This window comes from Rothia sp. CCM 9416, from assembly GCF_048513535.1.
Classification (GTDB): domain Bacteria; phylum Actinomycetota; class Actinomycetes; order Actinomycetales; family Micrococcaceae; genus Rothia.
Map to the genome: position 1 here is coordinate 73,676 of NZ_JBLXXR010000005.1, position 16,058 is coordinate 89,733.

Sequence of the window (16,058 nt, forward strand, 5' to 3'; positions counted from 1 at the left end):
CTCTGTTTAGCGGTAGGAACCAAGGAGCACGGCGGCACCGCCGTCTACGCCCTTAGCGCCCTGCACATAGTCGGGGTTGTCCCTGTGCTGGCCGGTGTCGGCCTCAACGGTGCCCAGCACCCAGCTAGGCAGACCCCGCTGGTTGAGTCGGGCAAGAGCGGCATCAGCCACCGAGGGGTCAACCACGGCAATCATGCCCACACCCAGGTTGAGGGTGCGCTCAAGGTCTGCCCGGGGCACAGATCCTAGTTCCCCGATCAGGCGGAAGATAGCCGGAATCTCCCAGGTGGAGCGGTCTACCATACCCACGGTACCTACCGGCAGAACGCGTGCCAGGTTAGCGGCTAAGCCGCCACCGGTCACATGCGAGAAACCACGGATACCGGAACCGGTCTGGCCGTCCTCACCGTTGACGGGGAAAGCCTCAATCAGGTCCAGGCAGTCAGCAGTGTAAATGCGGGTAGGCTCCAGAAGTTCCTCACCTAGGGTACGGCCCAGCTCGGGGACCTGCCGCTGGTACTCCCAGCCCGCAAGGGAGAGCACCTTACGCACCAGTGAATAGCCGTTGGAGTGAATACCGGAAGACGCCATAGCAATCAGGACGTCGCCCTCGCGCACCCGGTCGGGGCCCAAGAGCTCATCGGCTTCAAGGATGCCGGTCGCAGCACCGGCAAGATCGTATTCGTCCTCAGCCAGCAAGCCGGGGTGCTCAGCGGTTTCACCACCTACCAGGGCGGTACCCGCCAAAGAACAGCCCTCAGCCACACCGCGCACAATATCGGCAATACGCTCGGGCACAACCTTGCCGGTTGCGATGTAGTCGGTCATAAAGAGCGGCCTGGCACCGGTTACCACGATGTCATCAACCACCATGCCCACCAGGTCATGCCCAATGGTGTGGTGGATATCGAGCTTCTGCGCAATAGCAACCTTGGTACCCACACCGTCGGTGGAGGTTGCCAGATAGGGCTTCTTATAGCCCTTGAGCACCGAGAGATCGAACAGGCCAGCAAAGCCACCCACGCCGCCTACTACACCGGCACCGTGGGTTGCTTTAACAGCGTCTTTCATGAGTTCAACGGCGCGGTCACCCGCTTCAACATCAACCCCCGCCGAAGCGTAGGTAACTGCGTTCTGGTTTTGGCTCATCAGCCTGCCTCTCGGTCGGTGCCGCACTCAGCGGCAGGGAGTGTGTCTTGGGGGAGTACCAAATCTTCAAGCTCAGCGTCGGGGCCGGGCTCGCAGCCTGGCCGTGCAGGTTGCGACTGCTGGGCCGGATCCTCAAATTTTTTTTCCAGTGAACTGGACCCGGCCCGAGTCTCAAGAGAAATAGCCTGGGCGTGGTCAGGCTTATGGGCTACTGGGCGTTCTACCGTCACCTCAGCAGCAGTTCCTGCTAGGGGGCCACCGGAGACCTTGTCCAGAATAGATTTACCGCGTCGGTCCTCATGCGGAAGCTCAATAGGATACTTACCGGTAAAGCAGGCAGTGCACAGGCGCTCGCGGGGCTGCTCGGTGGCTGCAATCATGCCATCTTCGGAGATATAACCCAGGGAATCAGCACTCAGCGACTGACGAATCTCATCAATGGTCAGCCCGTTAGCAATGAGTTCAGAGCGAGAAGCGAAATCAATACCGTAGAAGCAGGGCCACTTGACCGGAGGCGAAGAAATTCGAATGTGAACCTCCTTGGCTCCTGCCTCACGGAGCATCCGTACCAGGGCGCGCTGGGTATTGCCACGAACAATCGAGTCATCAATAACAACCAGGCGCTTACCCTCAACCACCGAACGCAGAGGGTTCAGCTTAAGGCGGATACCCAGCTGCCGGATAGTTTGAGAGGGCTGAATAAAGGTACGGCCAACGTAGGCATTTTTGACCAGGCCGTTACCGAAAGGAATACCAGACTCCTGGGCATAGCCAATAGCCGCAGGCGTTCCGGACTCCGGTGTGGGCATGACCAGGTCAGCTTCAACCTTGTGTTCACGGGCAAGTTGGCGGCCCATTTCCACCCGGGATTCGTAGACGCTTCGACCGGCAATCGTAGTATCGGGGCGGGCCAGATAGACATACTCAAAGACGCAACCGGCGGCTTGAGCTGAAGCAAACCGCTGGGAACGTAAACCGTCCTCGTCAATGGTGATGAACTCACCGGGTTCGACTTCTCGCACCAGGGAGGCGCCCACAATATCGAGGGCGGCAGTTTCAGAGGCAATGACCCAGCCTCGATCCAACCTACCCAAGACCAGAGGACGGACCCCCTGCGGGTCACGCGCGGCATATAGGGCCTGTTCGTCCATGAAAACCAGGCAGAAGGCCCCCGACAGGGTGGGCAGTAAGTCCAGTGCCGCTTCTTCTAAGCTCTCGAAGCTGTGTTCTTTCAGGAGCGCCGTAACAAGCGCAGTATCGGTAGTGTTACCCTGAGCCAGTTCACCACGTTCGGGGCGTTTACCCCCATTTTTTGCCAGGAGTCGGTCGTAGAGATCAGCCGAATTTACCAGGTTACCGTTGTGGGCCAGGGCCAGGGTCCCGTGCGGGGTATCCCCTAGAGTGGGCTGGGCGTTCTGCCAGATATTGCCACCGGTAGTGGAGTAACGGCAGTGCCCGATGGATAGATGCCCCTGCATAGCATTGAGGGTGGTCTCATCGAATACCTGGGATACCAGACCAATATCTTTATACACGCTGAGGTGCTTGCCGTCGCTGGTTGCGATACCGGCAGATTCCTGGCCTCGGTGTTGGAGGGCATATAGGCCATAGTAGGTAAGTTTTGCGACATCTTCGCCGGGAGCCCATACACCAAAGACACCACATTCATCTTTGGGGCCGTGGTCTACAGGGTCCAGGTCGAAGGAGAGCTTTCCGTCAGGACGAGCCAAGGTGGATTTTCCATCTCTTCTGTGGTGGTTATCTCGCCTTCACGCCTAGGATAAACGTGAGCGAGCGAACATTCCTAGTGTACCTGTCTGCGACCTAGGTGATAACAGGTATCCACATCTATGAAGAGAGTGTCGCCAAGAAACCCTTAGTCTTTGGTACTGATAGCTTTGTAGGTGGTGGTATGCCGGATTGAACGACGCTCCAGCAAGAGAGCCAGGCCGATGGCTGCTGCGGTACAGAGGGTGCCAAAGATAACGGCCATGACCCCGAAGACCGCTGCAAAGGTGTAGCTAGGGTTCTCCGGGCCCAGCGCGGTAACCACAAAAGCAACAACCAGGCCAATGAGCAGACCGGTGATAGCGAAGGCAGGCAAGGAGGGAGCTCTACGCACAGTAAGCTGGGCGCGCTCAGGTGCTGTGGCCGGTGAGAAGTGCTGGCCGGGGGCGGCCTGCTTATCCTGCTCAGTAAGGGGAGCCTGCGGCTCGGTGGGCTGACGGAACTTAGATAGAAGACTCATAGACACCAACGATACCAAGGTTTATCTTTCCGGGAGCGCGGCTAGAAGAGGGGCAGGCGCTCGCTGAGGTCTGATCGTAAACCCGAAGCAGAAATTTTAGAAAGAACCTGCTCCCAGCGGACCAGCCCCAGAGCAAGGCAACACCAGGTGTGGGCATCTGTTTCGACCACGTTGGGCGGAGTGCCGCGGGTGTGCCGTGGCCCGGCAATGCACTGGGTAACCCCGTAGGGGGGAACGCGTACCTCAACCGAATTTCCCGGTGCCAGGGTGGCCAGTTCCTCTAGGGAATAGCGGACAGCGGTGGCCCGCACCGACCGGGGTAGGGCGGCAAAGGCCTGGGTTCTTTCACCGTCGCTTGTGCCTGTGGTGAGCGCTAACCGTACCTGGGCCAGGGCGGCGGCACCGTTTTGCTCCGATATTTTGCGGCGGATAGCCACTAGAGCAGTCCCTCAAAAGCCCTGCCCGGTTCGATGGCTCCCACGGCAGCGCCACCACCGGTAATGGGGAAAGTTGTTGCGGCCACAGCCCGGTCCGCAAGTTCCCGGTCGATATAGCCTGCCGCTTGGAGGGCCCGGACAGCGGCCAGGGGAGCGGCACGGTTGGAACCGTCCAAGATTTTCAGAGCAACAGAGGCCCCGGACCGCAGGCCAATAGCCAGTACGCCTTCGGCACCGCGCTTGACCACGGCATCGAGCGCCTGACTCAAAAGGGTATCGGAGCTGTTATGGCCGTGGACGTACTCGGGGTAGTCCACCATTGCGGTGGCAACGGTGGCGGCGCGGGCATCGGCCTTAATGTTCTCCACCGCTGAACCCAGAGCGCTGTAGGCGCGTGCTAGGCCAGTGAGAGAAGTTGCACCGAGCGGGGCACCGCACCCGTCCACGGTAATGTGCTGGGGTTCCTCGCCGGTGAACTGCTCAATGGTGCGCATTACCAGCTCTTGGAGGGGGTGATCGGGGGAGAGATAGTCTTCGGTAGGCCAGCCCGACTTGACACAGCCCCACAGGAAGGCGGCGTGTTTACCGGAACAGTTGAAGGCCAGGCGCTGTTTGCCGTGGCCTGCTTTCAAGAGGGCCTGGTGGCTGGGCTCGTCGGCGGGCCAGGCCTGCGGGCAGAGCAGGTCATCGGCGCTCAGGCCGGCCTCGGCCAAGATGCCCTGGGCGACCGTCATGTGCTCAAAGGAGCCGGTGTGGGAGCCTGAAGCTAGGGCAATCTGTGCGCCCTGAAGCTCAGCGCCGGCGTTCATTGAGGCAATAGCCTGAAAGGGTTTGAGGGCAGACCGCGCGTAGATGAGCTCCTCCGGTGCCCCCAAGGCCAGGGCTGTATTACCGCTGGGGGAGAGCACCACCAGGGAGCCCACATGCCTGGACTCTATAAAGTTGCCTCGGGTAATGACTGCGAGTTCTGCTGCGCTACCGGCCTGAAAAGTGTGCATGGTTCAAGTGTAGCGGGCAGTCCTAGCGAGCGGTGAGGTCAGGATATGAAAAAACCCGCTCAATATGTGGTAGGAAAGCCCTGAAAGGTATATAAAAACGTGACCTAGCCGGTAGCCTAAAAGAATGAAGGTTTTGGTCTTGGGCCCTGGCGGTCGCGAACACGCAATTATCCGAGCTCTCCTACGAGATTCTGCTGTCACTGAGATTCACTCAGCCCCCGGTAACGCCGGGATTGCAGCCGATGTCCCCGTTCACGCAATTGATGCTAATGACCCCCGGGCAGCTGTCGCACTTGCGACCGATCTGGCCGTTGATTTAGTGGTTATTGGTCCCGAAGCGCCCCTGGTCGCCGGTGTCTCCGATGCTCTGCGCGAGCAGGGCTTCCCCGTTTTTGGCCCCTCCAAAGCTGCTGCTCTGCTTGAAGGCTCTAAAGCTTTCGCTAAAGAAGTCATGGCAAGTGCCGGTGTGCCGACCGCTATGGCTCACATTGCAACTAACCGGGCAGAAGCCGAATCAGCGCTGACCTCTTTTGGTGCCCCCTACGTTGTGAAAGATGACGGCCTGGCCGCAGGTAAGGGCGTTGTGGTCACCGATGACTACGATACTGCGCTGGCTCATGCCGAATCCTGCTTTGCCGCCGGAGGTGGCGTAGTCATTGAAGAGTTCCTGGACGGCCCCGAAGTCTCCCTGTTTGTCATTTCAGACGGTACTACCTGCCTGCCCCTGTCCCCAGCCCAAGATTTCAAGCGAATCTTTGACGGCGACCGTGGCCCCAACACCGGTGGCATGGGGGCCTACACCCCACTGCCCTGGCTCCCCGAAGGCTTTGTTGAAGATGTTATTGAACGGGTCGCCCAGCCCACCGTCGATGAGATGGCCCGTCGCGGAACCCCCTTTGTGGGCCTACTCTACTGCGGTCTAGCCGCTACCAGCCGCGGTATCAGGGTCATTGAGTTTAACGCCCGCTTTGGCGACCCCGAAACCCAGGTCGTTCTAGCCCGTCTGCGCACCCCGCTCGGTGCTCTACTTCTTGCCGCCGCTAAGGGTGAGCTACCCGCTGACCTCGCGCTTGACTGGGACCCCCGGAGCGCCGTGGACGTTGTTATTGCCTCCCAGAACTACCCCGATACCCCGCGCAAGGGTGACCCCATTAGCGGCCTTGCAAGGGCCGCCGCCCTGGAGAACGTGCACATAGACCACGCGGGCACAGCCAGCGTGAACGGCGAGACCGTGACTGCCGGTGGCCGCGTCTTAGCCGTGGTTGCCCTGGGCCAAACCCTTGATCAAGCACGCCAGGCCGCCTACGCTGGGGTCCAAGAGATTTCGTGGGAAGGCGCTCAATACCGTACCGATATTGCCCTGGCCGCTGTCAAAAACCGGATCACCATTCCCACCCCCTAAACTGCTGCGAGTGACTGCCCACCGTACCCACCGGCGGGCAGTCACTCCTTTATAGCTTCATTTACCCCACATGCTCACCCACAGGAGAACGCGATGAACCATACCCCTCTTGATATTCCAGGCTGGAAGCACGTTTACTCTGGCAAGGTACGCGACCTATATATCCCCGCCGAAGATACCCAGGATGTCACAGGTATCAACCTTAAAGACGATGCTGAATTACGTGCCGGTGCCGTGATGGTGGTTGCCTCCGACCGCATCAGCGCTTTTGACCAGGTACTGCCTACCGAGATCCCTGACAAGGGGAAGATTCTCACCCAGATATCCCTCTGGTGGTTTGACCAGCTTAAGGGGGTACCCAACCACGTGCTTTCCACCGATGTCCCCGAGGTTGTTGCTGGTCGCGCTATGATCTGTAAGTCACTGAACATGTTCCCGGTAGAGTGCATCGTGCGTGGATACCTGACCGGCTCCGGGCTGGCCTCCTACCAGAAGACCGGCAAGGTCAATGAGTATGAGCTACCTAGCGGACTGGTCGATGGCTCCCGTCTCGAACCGGCCCTGTTTACCCCCACCGGCAAAGCCGAAGTAGGGGAGCACGATGAACCTATCACCCGCCAGGAACTCGATGAAGAGGTGGGGGAGGCTATCGCTGACCGCCTGCAGGAGCTGACCCTCTACGTCTACGAAACCGCCGAGAAAATTGCCCGTGAACGGGGCATCATTCTGGCCGATACCAAGATTGAATTTGGCACAGACTCCTACCGGGGCGAAATTACCCTGGGTGATGAGGTCCTGACCCCCGACTCATCGAGGTTTTGGGATGCCACAGACTACGAGCCCGGCCGCCCACAGGCATCTTTCGACAAACAGTATGTGCGCGACTGGCTCAAGAGCGAAGAATCCGGCTGGGATGGCCTTGGCCCCGTGCCGGAGCTACCCGCCGATGTTGTGGAAAAGACCCGTGCCCGCTACATTGAAGCCTTCGAACGGCTGACCGGGCAGGAGTTTGTAGCCTAGCGGCTCGGCTTACAGGGGGAGGGAGTGCTCTAGGCTCCCTCCCCTTTGCTATGACATAGGTGTTGCGGGCTTAGGCCAGGTCACGGACCTTGCGATGATAGTCGGCGTGGGTAGCGCCAATCTCGGAGAGCGCATAGAACCAGCGGATATGTTCTGTCACGTGCATTTGTGCAGCTTGGGCATTGCCTGCTGCTACGGCCTTGTAGATGGCCCGGTGCTGTTCTTGGAGCCTGGATTTGGTGCTAGCCCAGTCCTCCAGGTAGGGCACGGCCTCCTGCACGTAGCTGACGGTGGCCAGATGAAGTGAGTCGATAACGGTATCCATAACGATGTTGCTCCCCAGCGAGGAAATCTCGTAGTGGAAACGCGTATCGCAGAAGTGGAAACGCTCATCGGAGATGTCGTCTCTATCCATCTCTTCGAGGTAGCGGCGGGCTGTTGCTAAAGACTCGGCGTGCTCGGGCAGGTGGGCCTGGGTGGCGGCTTTAGCCGCCGCCTCACCTTCGAGCAGAACACGGGTGCTGACAATATCTGCCACCGGTAGGGTGCGGGTGGCGATATGCATGCGTAGAGCCCAGCCCAGCGCGTCGGAAGGCTGAGAAACGACGACAGCACCGGATTTAGGGCCTGAGCCAACACCGGAACGGATTAGACCCACAGCGCTGAGAATACGCAGGGCTTCACGGACTGAGGCGCGGGAGATGCCGTACTCTTCGGCCAAGCTCCGTTCACCGGGGAGCCGGTCACCTAGGCGGAGCTGGCCGTGGCGTAGCCGGTTTTCAATGGATTCAAGCAGAGCAGTGTAAGTGGGTTCTTTGTCTTTCACGCGCTGACTTTCGGTTTGGGAAGGGCCTGGGGTAAGGGAAAGGGCGGGCAGTACAGGCTCTTGATGCCGGTACTGCTCCGCCCTTATGGGGTTACTGAGTACTACCTCAGCGGTGGGCTACTAAAACTTAGTGGCCACCGGTGATGTAAGGCTCAACAAGAACCCCGCTGAGAACGGTTGCCTGCAGGAAGACCAGAAGGCAAACCGCCAGGAGCAAGATAAGAGACCAGCCAAGAACTGCCTTGAAGATTTCGGACTCCCGGCCTTCCATATCAACCGAGGTAGCGGCGATAGCAAGGGACTGGGGCGAAATCATCTTACCGACAACACCGCCGGTGGTGTTAGCAGCCAGCATGAGCTCGGGGTGAGCACCGGTCATACCGTTAGCCTGCAGATGTTCAGCCGCGGTGACCTGGAGCTTGGAGAAGAGGGCGTTAGCTGAGGTATCTGAACCGGTTACAGCGGTGCCGACCCAGCCCAGCATGGGAGCCAGGAAGGCGTAGGCAACACCCAGTGAGGCAACGTACTGACCGATAGCGACGGTCTGGCCGGAGTAGTTCATGACATAGGCCAGGGCCAGAACCAAGGCGATGGTTACTGCTGACCAGCGCATCTTGTAGGCAACAGCACCGATTTCCTTGAAAGCATCACCCAGGGAGATCTTGTACTTGCCGTTTTCGTTGAAAATGGAGTAGAGAACCGCAACGATGATGCCCGAGATCAGCAGGTAGGTACCGGGGTTGCTCAACCAGGGCCAGGCGTAAACGGTCTTGACGGGCTCGCCTGAGGCGGTGAGCAGACGGTCTTTGAGCAGGGGCATATCGAAAGTGATCGCGGTGCTCTTGAGCCACTTGGCAACATCATCGATCAGGTTGGCCAGACCAAAGATGATCACAACAACCAGGTAGGGCATAAGCGCCATCCAGATACGACGACCGGGCAGGTGCTCAGCTTCGATGGGACCGGTGATACCGTAGCGCTCCCGGACGCCCTCAACACCGCGGGGCTTGACGAAGCGTAGGAAGACAACAGCCGTAGCGATGGAGACGATGCAGGCGATAACATCGGTTAGCTGGTAGACGAAGTAGGTTGCGGCCCACCACTGAGCGATAGCGAAGGAAGCGCCGATAACCGCTGCGTGCATCCAGGCATCCTTGAGACCCTGAACGCCGTCCAGGATCCAGAGCAGGATGAAGGGGACGAAGAAAGCGATGAAGGGAGCCTGGTGGCCAACGATTGCTGCGATATCGGCTGCTGACTTACCGCCAACATCACCTGCGGTGGTAATCGGGATAGCGACAGCACCGAAGGCAACGGGTGCGGTGTTAGCAATCAGAACGGTGGTAGCTGCCTTGAGGGGCTTGACACCCAGGGCCAGAATCATGGTTGCGGTAATTGCAACGGGGGCACCGAAGCCAGCCAGAGCTTCGAGTAGGCCGCCGAAGCAGAAAGCAATCAGGATGGCCTGGATACGTAGGTCGCCGCCGCCGATCAGGTCGAAGGTACGGCGCAGGTCTTCAAAGCGGCCTGAGAGCACGGTGATCTGGTAGAACCAGATAGCCATGAGAATAACCCAGACGATTGGGAAGATGCCGTAGATACCGCCACGGAAAGCGGACATGCCGGCCAAATCCCAGGGCATACCGAAGCCGAAGACGGCAACGAGGATAGCAACGAGAAGTGAGACCAAGCCTGAGACGTGGGCACGAGCCTTGACGCCTAGGAGCATGATAAAGAATGCAAGTAGCGGCAGGGCTGAGACCAGGGCGCTCAGCGCGAGGCTACCACCGACTGCGTCGGTTACAGCGGTATAGGTATTTTCCACTGCGTCCTCCTTATGTGATGTGTGGTGAGTGCTCCTGCCCTAAGCTGCGGGGAGAAGCCAAAAAATTTGTGGTCTAACCGCATGTGGTCAGACCATTGTTTTCGGGCTCTACGATACATGAGACTTCTCACGCTCACCAACTTTTGAGGGAATAAATTTTTGTCACCTTCCGTTCCTATGGCTTTCTACTCCCTTGGCCGCCTCCAGGCTTCTTGCTTTGTTGTTTCAGGTGAGATTGTGTGTTCTATGGGGGGTGGGTAGCCTCCTTGCCTCCGCCCCTGACTTCTGCCAGGAGAGGGCAGGGCAAGGTTATCTTATTTTGCACAAGAAAATATGACCTATTTAAAGTATTAAAATCTCTTATTTATCGTGTTAAATGAAGGATAAAGAAGCCAATCGAACGGGCATCTGCCTGTCTAGCCTTTCCCATCACGAAGTCCGTGTTTTTCACCTGCCCGTGTTAGGCCTCAGGCAGGCTCACTGCCACACTGAAGAAGAGAGAAATTAAGATGCGTGTCGCACTGTTTTCAACGTGCATCGTCGACGCAATGTACCCCAGGGTGGCTCAGGCTACTGTAGACATTCTGGAAGGTCTCGGTCACGAGGTTGTTTTTCCGCAGGGTCAGACCTGCTGTTCCCAGATGCATGTCAACTCGGGCTACTTTGACGATGCTTATCCCATCGTCAAGAACCACGTAAAGTCCTTTGAAGAATGGGATTTTGATGCGATTGTAGCGCCCTCTGGCTCCTGCGTTGCCTCTCTGGGGCACCAGCAACCCATGATTGCTGAGCGTGCAGGCGATACCGCCACCGCTCAGGCCGCTACTTCATTGGCCGCTCGTTCCTTTGAGCTCTCCCAATTCCTGATTGATGTCTGCGGTATTACCAATGCTGCCGAGCAGCTGGGCTCCTACTTCCCCGAGAAAGTCACCTACCACTCATCCTGCCACGGCATGCGTCTGCTGGGTCTGGGCACCCGCCAAGAAGACCTTATCCGCACCGTCGAAGGCTTGGAGTACACCCAGATTGAAGGCCTGGATCAGTGCTGTGGCTTCGGTGGCACTTTCTCCTTTAAGAATGCTGACACCTCCGGCGCAATGGTTGCCGACAAGGTCGAAAACATTGAAAAGACCGGTGCTTCAGTTTGCACCGGTGGCGACGCCTCCTGCTTGATGAACATTGGCGGCGCCCTCTCCCGCAAGGACTCAGCTGTGCGCACCGTACACTACGCCGAGATCCTAGCATCCACCAAGGACAACCCGCTCAAGGTCGATGGCCCCGTTGCTGTCACCGCAGGAGGTAAATAAACCATGTCAAGCACCGCACTCGGTATGCCCAAAGTCCGTCACGGCGTGGGCAATATCTTCGAATTTGAGCCCTTCCCCGAATACGCAGAACGTGAGCTTCAGAACGAGCAGCTGCGCTCCAACCTGGGTTTTGCCACCCATAAGATTCGCAACAAGCGCGCCGCTGTTATCTCGGAGCTATCAGACTGGCAGGACCTACGCACCGCCGGTTCCATGATCAAGCAGAAGGTCATGGCCAACCTAGACACCTACCTGGAAGAATTTGAGCGTAACTTTACCGCCAAGGGCGGTCATGTCCACTGGGCACGCGATGCCCATGAGGCCAACGAGATTGCCCTCAAACTGATCCAGGCTGAAGGCGTCACCGAGGTCAACAAGATCAAGTCCATGGCGACCGCAGAAACCGGCCTCAACGAGTTCCTCGAAGAGCACGGTATCTCAGCCATCGAGACCGACCTGGCAGAAGAAATCGTCCAGCTGGGCGATAACGACCGCCCCTCACACATTCTGGTACCCGCCATTCACCGCAACCGTACCGAAATCCGTGACATCTTCCTCAAGAAGATTGAGGGCGTCAACCCCAACCTGAGCAACGACCCTGCTGAACTGGCCGAGGCCTCACGTTTCCGTTTGCGCGAAAAGTTCCTGACCAATAAGGTCGCTATCTCCGGTGTAAACTTTGGTATCGCCGATACCGGCACCATGACCATCGTGGAGTCCGAAGGTAACGGCCGTATGTGCCTGACCCTGCCTGAAACCCTGATTACTTTCATGGGTATCGAGAAGATTCTGCCCACCGTTCAGGACTACGAGGTCTTCCTCCAGCTCCTGCCCCGCTCTTCTACCGGTGAGCGCATGAACCCCTATACCTCCATGTGGACCGGTGTCACACCTGGTGACGGCCCCCAGAACCTGCACGTTATCCTCATGGACAACGGCCGTACCGCAGCGCTGGCTGACCAGGTAGGCCGCCAGGCTCTGCACTGCATCCGCTGTTCAGCCTGTATGAACGTCTGCCCCGTCTACGAACGGGCAGGTGGCCACGCCTACGGGTCCACCTACCCCGGTCCCATTGGTGCTATCCTTTCACCCCAGCTGGGCGGCATTGAGAACGAACATAACGCGACCCTGCCTTTCGCCTCATCGCTGTGCGGTGCCTGCTATGACGCTTGCCCCGTCAAAATCAACATCCCCGAAGTGCTGGTTCACCTGCGCGGTAAGGCTGTGGACGCCGAAAAGGCTCAGGGCGAATTTGCCGGTGGCAAGAAAGACCGCCACCTGCAGATGGATGCCATGATGTTTGGCGCTAAGAAGCTCTTCTCCTCGGGCAAGATGATGGCACTGGCAACCAAGGGTCTGCCTGCCTCCAAGCTGATTACCGGCAAGAATCACAAGATCACCAAACTCCCCGGTATTGTGGGCGGCTGGACCGACTACCGTGACATTCCTGAACCCCCCAAGACCTCCTTCCGTAACCAGTGGAAGAAGGAACGCGGGCAGGCTCCCCAGCGTGTAGCTGGCGAGCGTGTTGATGTTCAGGCACTTATAGCCGCTAACCAGGCAAAGATCGCTGAGGCCCACGCTAACGCCGCGGCCGCTAACCCCATTGCCCCCAAGGAGGCTAACTAATGTCTGATGCAAAAGCAGAAATCCTGGGTCGCATCCGCGCCTCCCTATGGGACAGCCCTCAGCCCGCTGAACCTATCCGCAACTACCGCCGCGAGAGCGACAAAGGTATTGAGGAGATCACCGAGATTCTGATTGACCGCCTGGTTGATTACAAGGCCAATGTCTACCAGGAAACCGAGGAAACCATTGCCGAGCGTATCGCTGAGCTGCTGGGTAAGTCAGCTCGCTACGTGGTCCCCTCTGGCCTGAAGAGTCAGTGGCTGCCTGAAGACACCGCCGCCCGTTCCCGCATGGTGGACTCGGGCAACGCTAACAAGCCCGGTGCTCTGTCTGTGCGTGAACTCGACGCCGTTGACGCTGTGGTGACTTCATCCACCGTCTCCTGCGCGGAGACCGGCACTATTGCGCTCAACAGTACCGATCAGGAAGGCCGCCGCGCGATCTCGCTGGTACCCGACCACCACATCTGCGTGGTTCCCCTGGATACTGTTGTGGAGCTGATTCCCGAGACCGTCTCCCGCCTGGATTTCTCCCGGCCTGTGACCTGGATTTCGGGGCCGTCAGCAACCAGCGATATTGAGCTGATTCGCGTGGAGGGCGTACACGGCCCCCGCACCCTGGATGTCATTATCCTCAAATAGGCCTTTTGGTTAGGCCCTAGGGGAGTAGCTACCACTGATGATCTGGTAGCTACTCCCCTTTCTCTTTAACGAGGGGCATAACGCCGGTTGCTGCCTGCACAGCAGCCGAACGCTCTTGCTTCTTGGCGCTCCGGAGCTCTCTTGAATCCTTGGAGACTTCCGGAGTGGGGGTGGAGCTACCCTTAGCAACTGCTCCGATAGCGGATGCCCATAAGGGGAAGAGAAGAACTGTTAGGGCACCGCCGGTTACGAGCAGAGAAGCATTGTGCTCAGTGAGGAGGTTATGAGCTAGCGCTACCTCTGTGACCGCCACAATCATGGGCAGGCCAGCTGAGGCGTAGAGACCCAGTTGGAGCCGCTCCTGAGGAGTCTGCAAGCCTGAGCCGGTGTCTAAGAACCGTTCAGCTAGAACTACCGGTAGCCCGCGTACTAAGAGAATACCCAGGATTAAGGCTGCTAGGGTCAGGGGCTGTTCCCAGATAACTGAAACCGTGATTCCCATGCCGGAGCACACGAAGAAAAGGGGAATCAGGAAGGAAAAGCCCAGGGCCTCTAGACGTTTGGAGAATGGTTCGAAGGCTCCATCTGGGGTCAGCGAGCGTAAGATAACACCTGCGGCGAAGGCTCCTAGCACCACATCGAGATTAAAGACAGCAGCTACCATCATCAAGGTAGCCAGCAACAACATGGCTAGGCGGAGCATGGTTTGGCTAGTGGTGTTAGCCTCGGCGGCCATGGTTCTGCTTAAGCCAGGAATTTTTTCAAAAAGACGATGAGGCAGAATTGCTGAGAACAGGGCAACAAGCATGAAGGCCACCAAAATCAGAGCAGCCAGCCAAGGAGAATGCGATGAAAGGAGCAAGGACATAGCAAAGATGGGCAGAACCTCACCGATAGCCCCGTGAACCATGACGCTTTCACCTACCGTAGTTCCCGTTTTGCCGTGGCTTTTCAGTAAGGGAAGGAGGGTGCCCAAGGCTGTGGAGCTCATGGCGATACCAATGACCGCATAGACCGACAGATCCCCTTTGAAACCGGTCAAAACCATGGCAAGAAGCGAGCCCAGAGTGAAGCTCACAGCCCATGCGCCCGCGGCAAATCCACCCTGTCGACCGCGTAGTGAGGCTGTGTTGACCTCATAACCGGCTAGCAGGAAGAGTAAACCCAGCCCTAGGTCCTTGAGGAGGGAAACCCCTTCGTCACCGCTGGCAAGCCCTAAGACATGAGGGCCGATCAGGGTGCCAAATATGATGAGGAAAACAACGTCTGGAATCTTTTTGCGGACCAGGTTGCTGGCTAGAGGAGCCAGGAGTGCTACCAGCGAGATCCAAAAAATGGAGATATATTCGCTGGTTGTTGAGGAACCAGCGGCAAGAAGAGTTGTCGTTTCGCTCGCTCCAAAGGGCATAGAACGTCCTCTCATATGTCGTTTGTAAAAGACTAGTGACCAGCGACTACCCTACCGCCTTATGAGTCGGTGTTAGGCTATCTCTGAGTAAATGTGAGGGAGGACTATGCCAGACCATTCCGGAGCGGGCAGAATTATTGGTATCGACCTGGCGCGCTGTATCGCCCTGATTAGCATGTTTGTTGCCCACACTGCCCCGACGGGTGGCCCCGCTGGGCTACTTAACCTCAGTGAGTTCCTGACTGCGCCCCTATTCGCTCTGCTTCTGGGGGCCTCAGCTTTTTACTCATCCCAGCGCATGGGTTTCCCAAGTCTCTTTGCTAGCTCTGTTGTCCGTGCAATTGCACTGATTGCTCTGGGGCTCTATATCAGTAGCTGGGGGGCTCAGGTGGATATTGTGCTCCAGTACCTGGGCTTGCTCAGCCTCATCATGGCACCCCTGGTCTTTTTGCCGGCTTGGGCTTTGGGTGCCCTGGCGGTGGCCTGCTGGTGGTGGGCGGCCCCGGCTCGCACCTACTTTGCCGCAGATGCCGCTCAGGCTACCCTCAACGGTAGCTACACCGCCTACCTCTACGACTGGGCCTTTACCGGCCACAGCTACCAGGTGCTCACCCTGCTGACCTATGCCTGCCTGGGCGCTATCTTGGCCGCTGGCCTGGAAAGCTGGGGAGCTGTGGGAGATGCCGCAGTTGCGGTTGCCGGAACCGGTCTGACAGGCCTGCTGTTCTGGTACTCCCGAACTGCCGTTCCAGAATTCCTGCCCTACACCTCCAGTCGCCTAGAAATTGGGTTTAGCCTCAGTGCCTGTCTCGCGGTGGTGGGCTGGTCTTGTCTGCTGGCCCGAGTATTGAGCCAAGGTGAAGGGTTTCTGGCTCCCCTGGTGGCGGCCGGTCGTATGACCCTTTCTCTCTATGTTCTTCAGATCGCGGTTCTGGCTGCCTATTCGGTCTATGCCGTGGGCTACGGGCTACCTGCCCGTGATGACTCCTGGCCCATGATGTTCGGCCTGATTGTTCTGGCTCTACTCTTCGCCTGGGCTTGGCAACGGTTCTTGGGGCACACCTTCTTGAGACGTGGCCCCCTCGAAACAGCTCTGGCCTGGGTATCGGGTCGAGGCTAGCGGCCCATGAACCAGAAGCTACGGTTTGGGCCGTACGGGGTTGGCCTT

At 58.2% G+C, this 16,058-nt stretch carries 14 protein-coding genes; 6 read left to right on the forward strand and 8 right to left on the reverse strand.

Annotated features, from left to right (window positions below):
- Window positions 1–6: 6 nt before the first annotated feature.
- The 5 genes from purM to ACN080_RS03885 form a co-directional block, all read right to left on the reverse strand.
- On the reverse strand, window positions 7–1,149 hold the full coding sequence (gene purM / locus ACN080_RS03865) for a phosphoribosylformylglycinamidine cyclo-ligase (RefSeq protein ID WP_419099138.1): 1,143 nt from the start codon (window positions 1,147–1,149) through the stop codon (window positions 7–9).
- A complete protein-coding gene (gene purF / locus ACN080_RS03870; RefSeq protein ID WP_419113091.1) occupies window positions 1,149–2,879 on the reverse strand; it encodes an amidophosphoribosyltransferase in 1,731 nt (576 codons plus the stop codon). Before purF ends, purM begins: the two co-directional genes overlap by 1 nt.
- Window positions 2,880–3,025: 146 nt before the next feature.
- Window positions 3,026–3,397: a hypothetical protein gene (locus ACN080_RS03875; protein ID WP_419099140.1), complete on the reverse strand. Its 372-nt coding sequence runs from the start codon at window positions 3,395–3,397 to the stop codon at window positions 3,026–3,028.
- 41 nt (window positions 3,398–3,438) lie between these two features.
- Window positions 3,439–3,834 (reverse strand): sterol carrier family protein, encoded by a 396-nt coding sequence (locus tag ACN080_RS03880; protein WP_419104783.1) that lies wholly within the window; start codon window positions 3,832–3,834, stop codon window positions 3,439–3,441.
- A complete protein-coding gene (locus ACN080_RS03885) occupies window positions 3,834–4,832 on the reverse strand; it encodes an asparaginase (RefSeq protein WP_419113092.1) in 999 nt (332 codons plus the stop codon). The genes ACN080_RS03880 and ACN080_RS03885 overlap by 1 nt, the downstream gene beginning before the upstream one ends.
- A gap of 124 nt (window positions 4,833–4,956) precedes the next feature.
- On the opposite strand from ACN080_RS03885, the gene purD reads away from it, so the two are divergent.
- Together purD and ACN080_RS03895 are read left to right on the forward strand one after the other, a co-directional pair.
- A complete protein-coding gene (gene purD / locus ACN080_RS03890; protein ID WP_419104781.1) occupies window positions 4,957–6,234 on the forward strand; it encodes a phosphoribosylamine--glycine ligase in 1,278 nt (425 codons plus the stop codon).
- Window positions 6,235–6,327: 93 nt separating this feature from the next.
- Window positions 6,328–7,254: a phosphoribosylaminoimidazolesuccinocarboxamide synthase gene (locus ACN080_RS03895; RefSeq protein ID WP_419111637.1), complete on the forward strand. Its 927-nt coding sequence runs from the start codon at window positions 6,328–6,330 to the stop codon at window positions 7,252–7,254.
- Window positions 7,255–7,324: 70 nt separating this feature from the next.
- On the opposite strand, the gene ACN080_RS03900 is transcribed toward ACN080_RS03895, so the two are convergent.
- A complete protein-coding gene (locus ACN080_RS03900) occupies window positions 7,325–8,080 on the reverse strand; it encodes a FadR/GntR family transcriptional regulator (RefSeq protein ID WP_419099145.1) in 756 nt (251 codons plus the stop codon).
- A 127-nt stretch (window positions 8,081–8,207) separates the two neighbouring features.
- Window positions 8,208–9,905 carry an L-lactate permease gene (locus tag ACN080_RS03905; protein ID WP_419104779.1) on the reverse strand — a complete coding sequence of 566 codons (1,698 nt, stop codon included), beginning with the start codon at window positions 9,903–9,905 and terminating at the stop codon, window positions 8,208–8,210.
- A 509-nt stretch (window positions 9,906–10,414) separates the two neighbouring features.
- Between ACN080_RS03905 and ACN080_RS03910 the strand changes: the two genes are divergently transcribed.
- Genes ACN080_RS03910 through ACN080_RS03920 form a run of 3 tightly spaced genes read left to right on the forward strand, consistent with a single transcriptional unit; the run spans window position 10,415 to window position 13,482 of the window.
- The gene (locus ACN080_RS03910) at window positions 10,415–11,212 is read left to right on the forward strand and encodes a (Fe-S)-binding protein (protein ID WP_419104778.1); all 798 of its coding nucleotides are present in this window, start codon (window positions 10,415–10,417) and stop codon (window positions 11,210–11,212) included.
- A gap of 3 nt (window positions 11,213–11,215) precedes the next feature.
- Window positions 11,216–12,841, forward strand: a complete 1,626-nt coding sequence (locus ACN080_RS03915) for a LutB/LldF family L-lactate oxidation iron-sulfur protein (RefSeq protein ID WP_419104777.1) — start codon at window positions 11,216–11,218, stop codon at window positions 12,839–12,841.
- The gene (locus ACN080_RS03920) at window positions 12,841–13,482 is read left to right on the forward strand and encodes a LutC/YkgG family protein (protein ID WP_419099149.1); all 642 of its coding nucleotides are present in this window, start codon (window positions 12,841–12,843) and stop codon (window positions 13,480–13,482) included. The genes ACN080_RS03915 and ACN080_RS03920 overlap by 1 nt, the downstream gene beginning before the upstream one ends.
- A gap of 49 nt (window positions 13,483–13,531) precedes the next feature.
- Here ACN080_RS03920 and ACN080_RS03925 read toward each other — a convergent pair whose 3' ends face one another.
- Window positions 13,532–14,890, reverse strand: a complete 1,359-nt coding sequence (locus ACN080_RS03925) for a cation:proton antiporter (protein WP_419113093.1) — start codon at window positions 14,888–14,890, stop codon at window positions 13,532–13,534.
- Between the two features lie 106 nt (window positions 14,891–14,996).
- Between ACN080_RS03925 and ACN080_RS03930 the strand changes: the two genes are divergently transcribed.
- Entirely contained in the window at window positions 14,997–16,010 is a 1,014-nt protein-coding gene (locus tag ACN080_RS03930; protein WP_419104775.1) for a hypothetical protein, read from the forward strand.
- Window positions 16,011–16,058 lie beyond the last annotated feature (48 nt).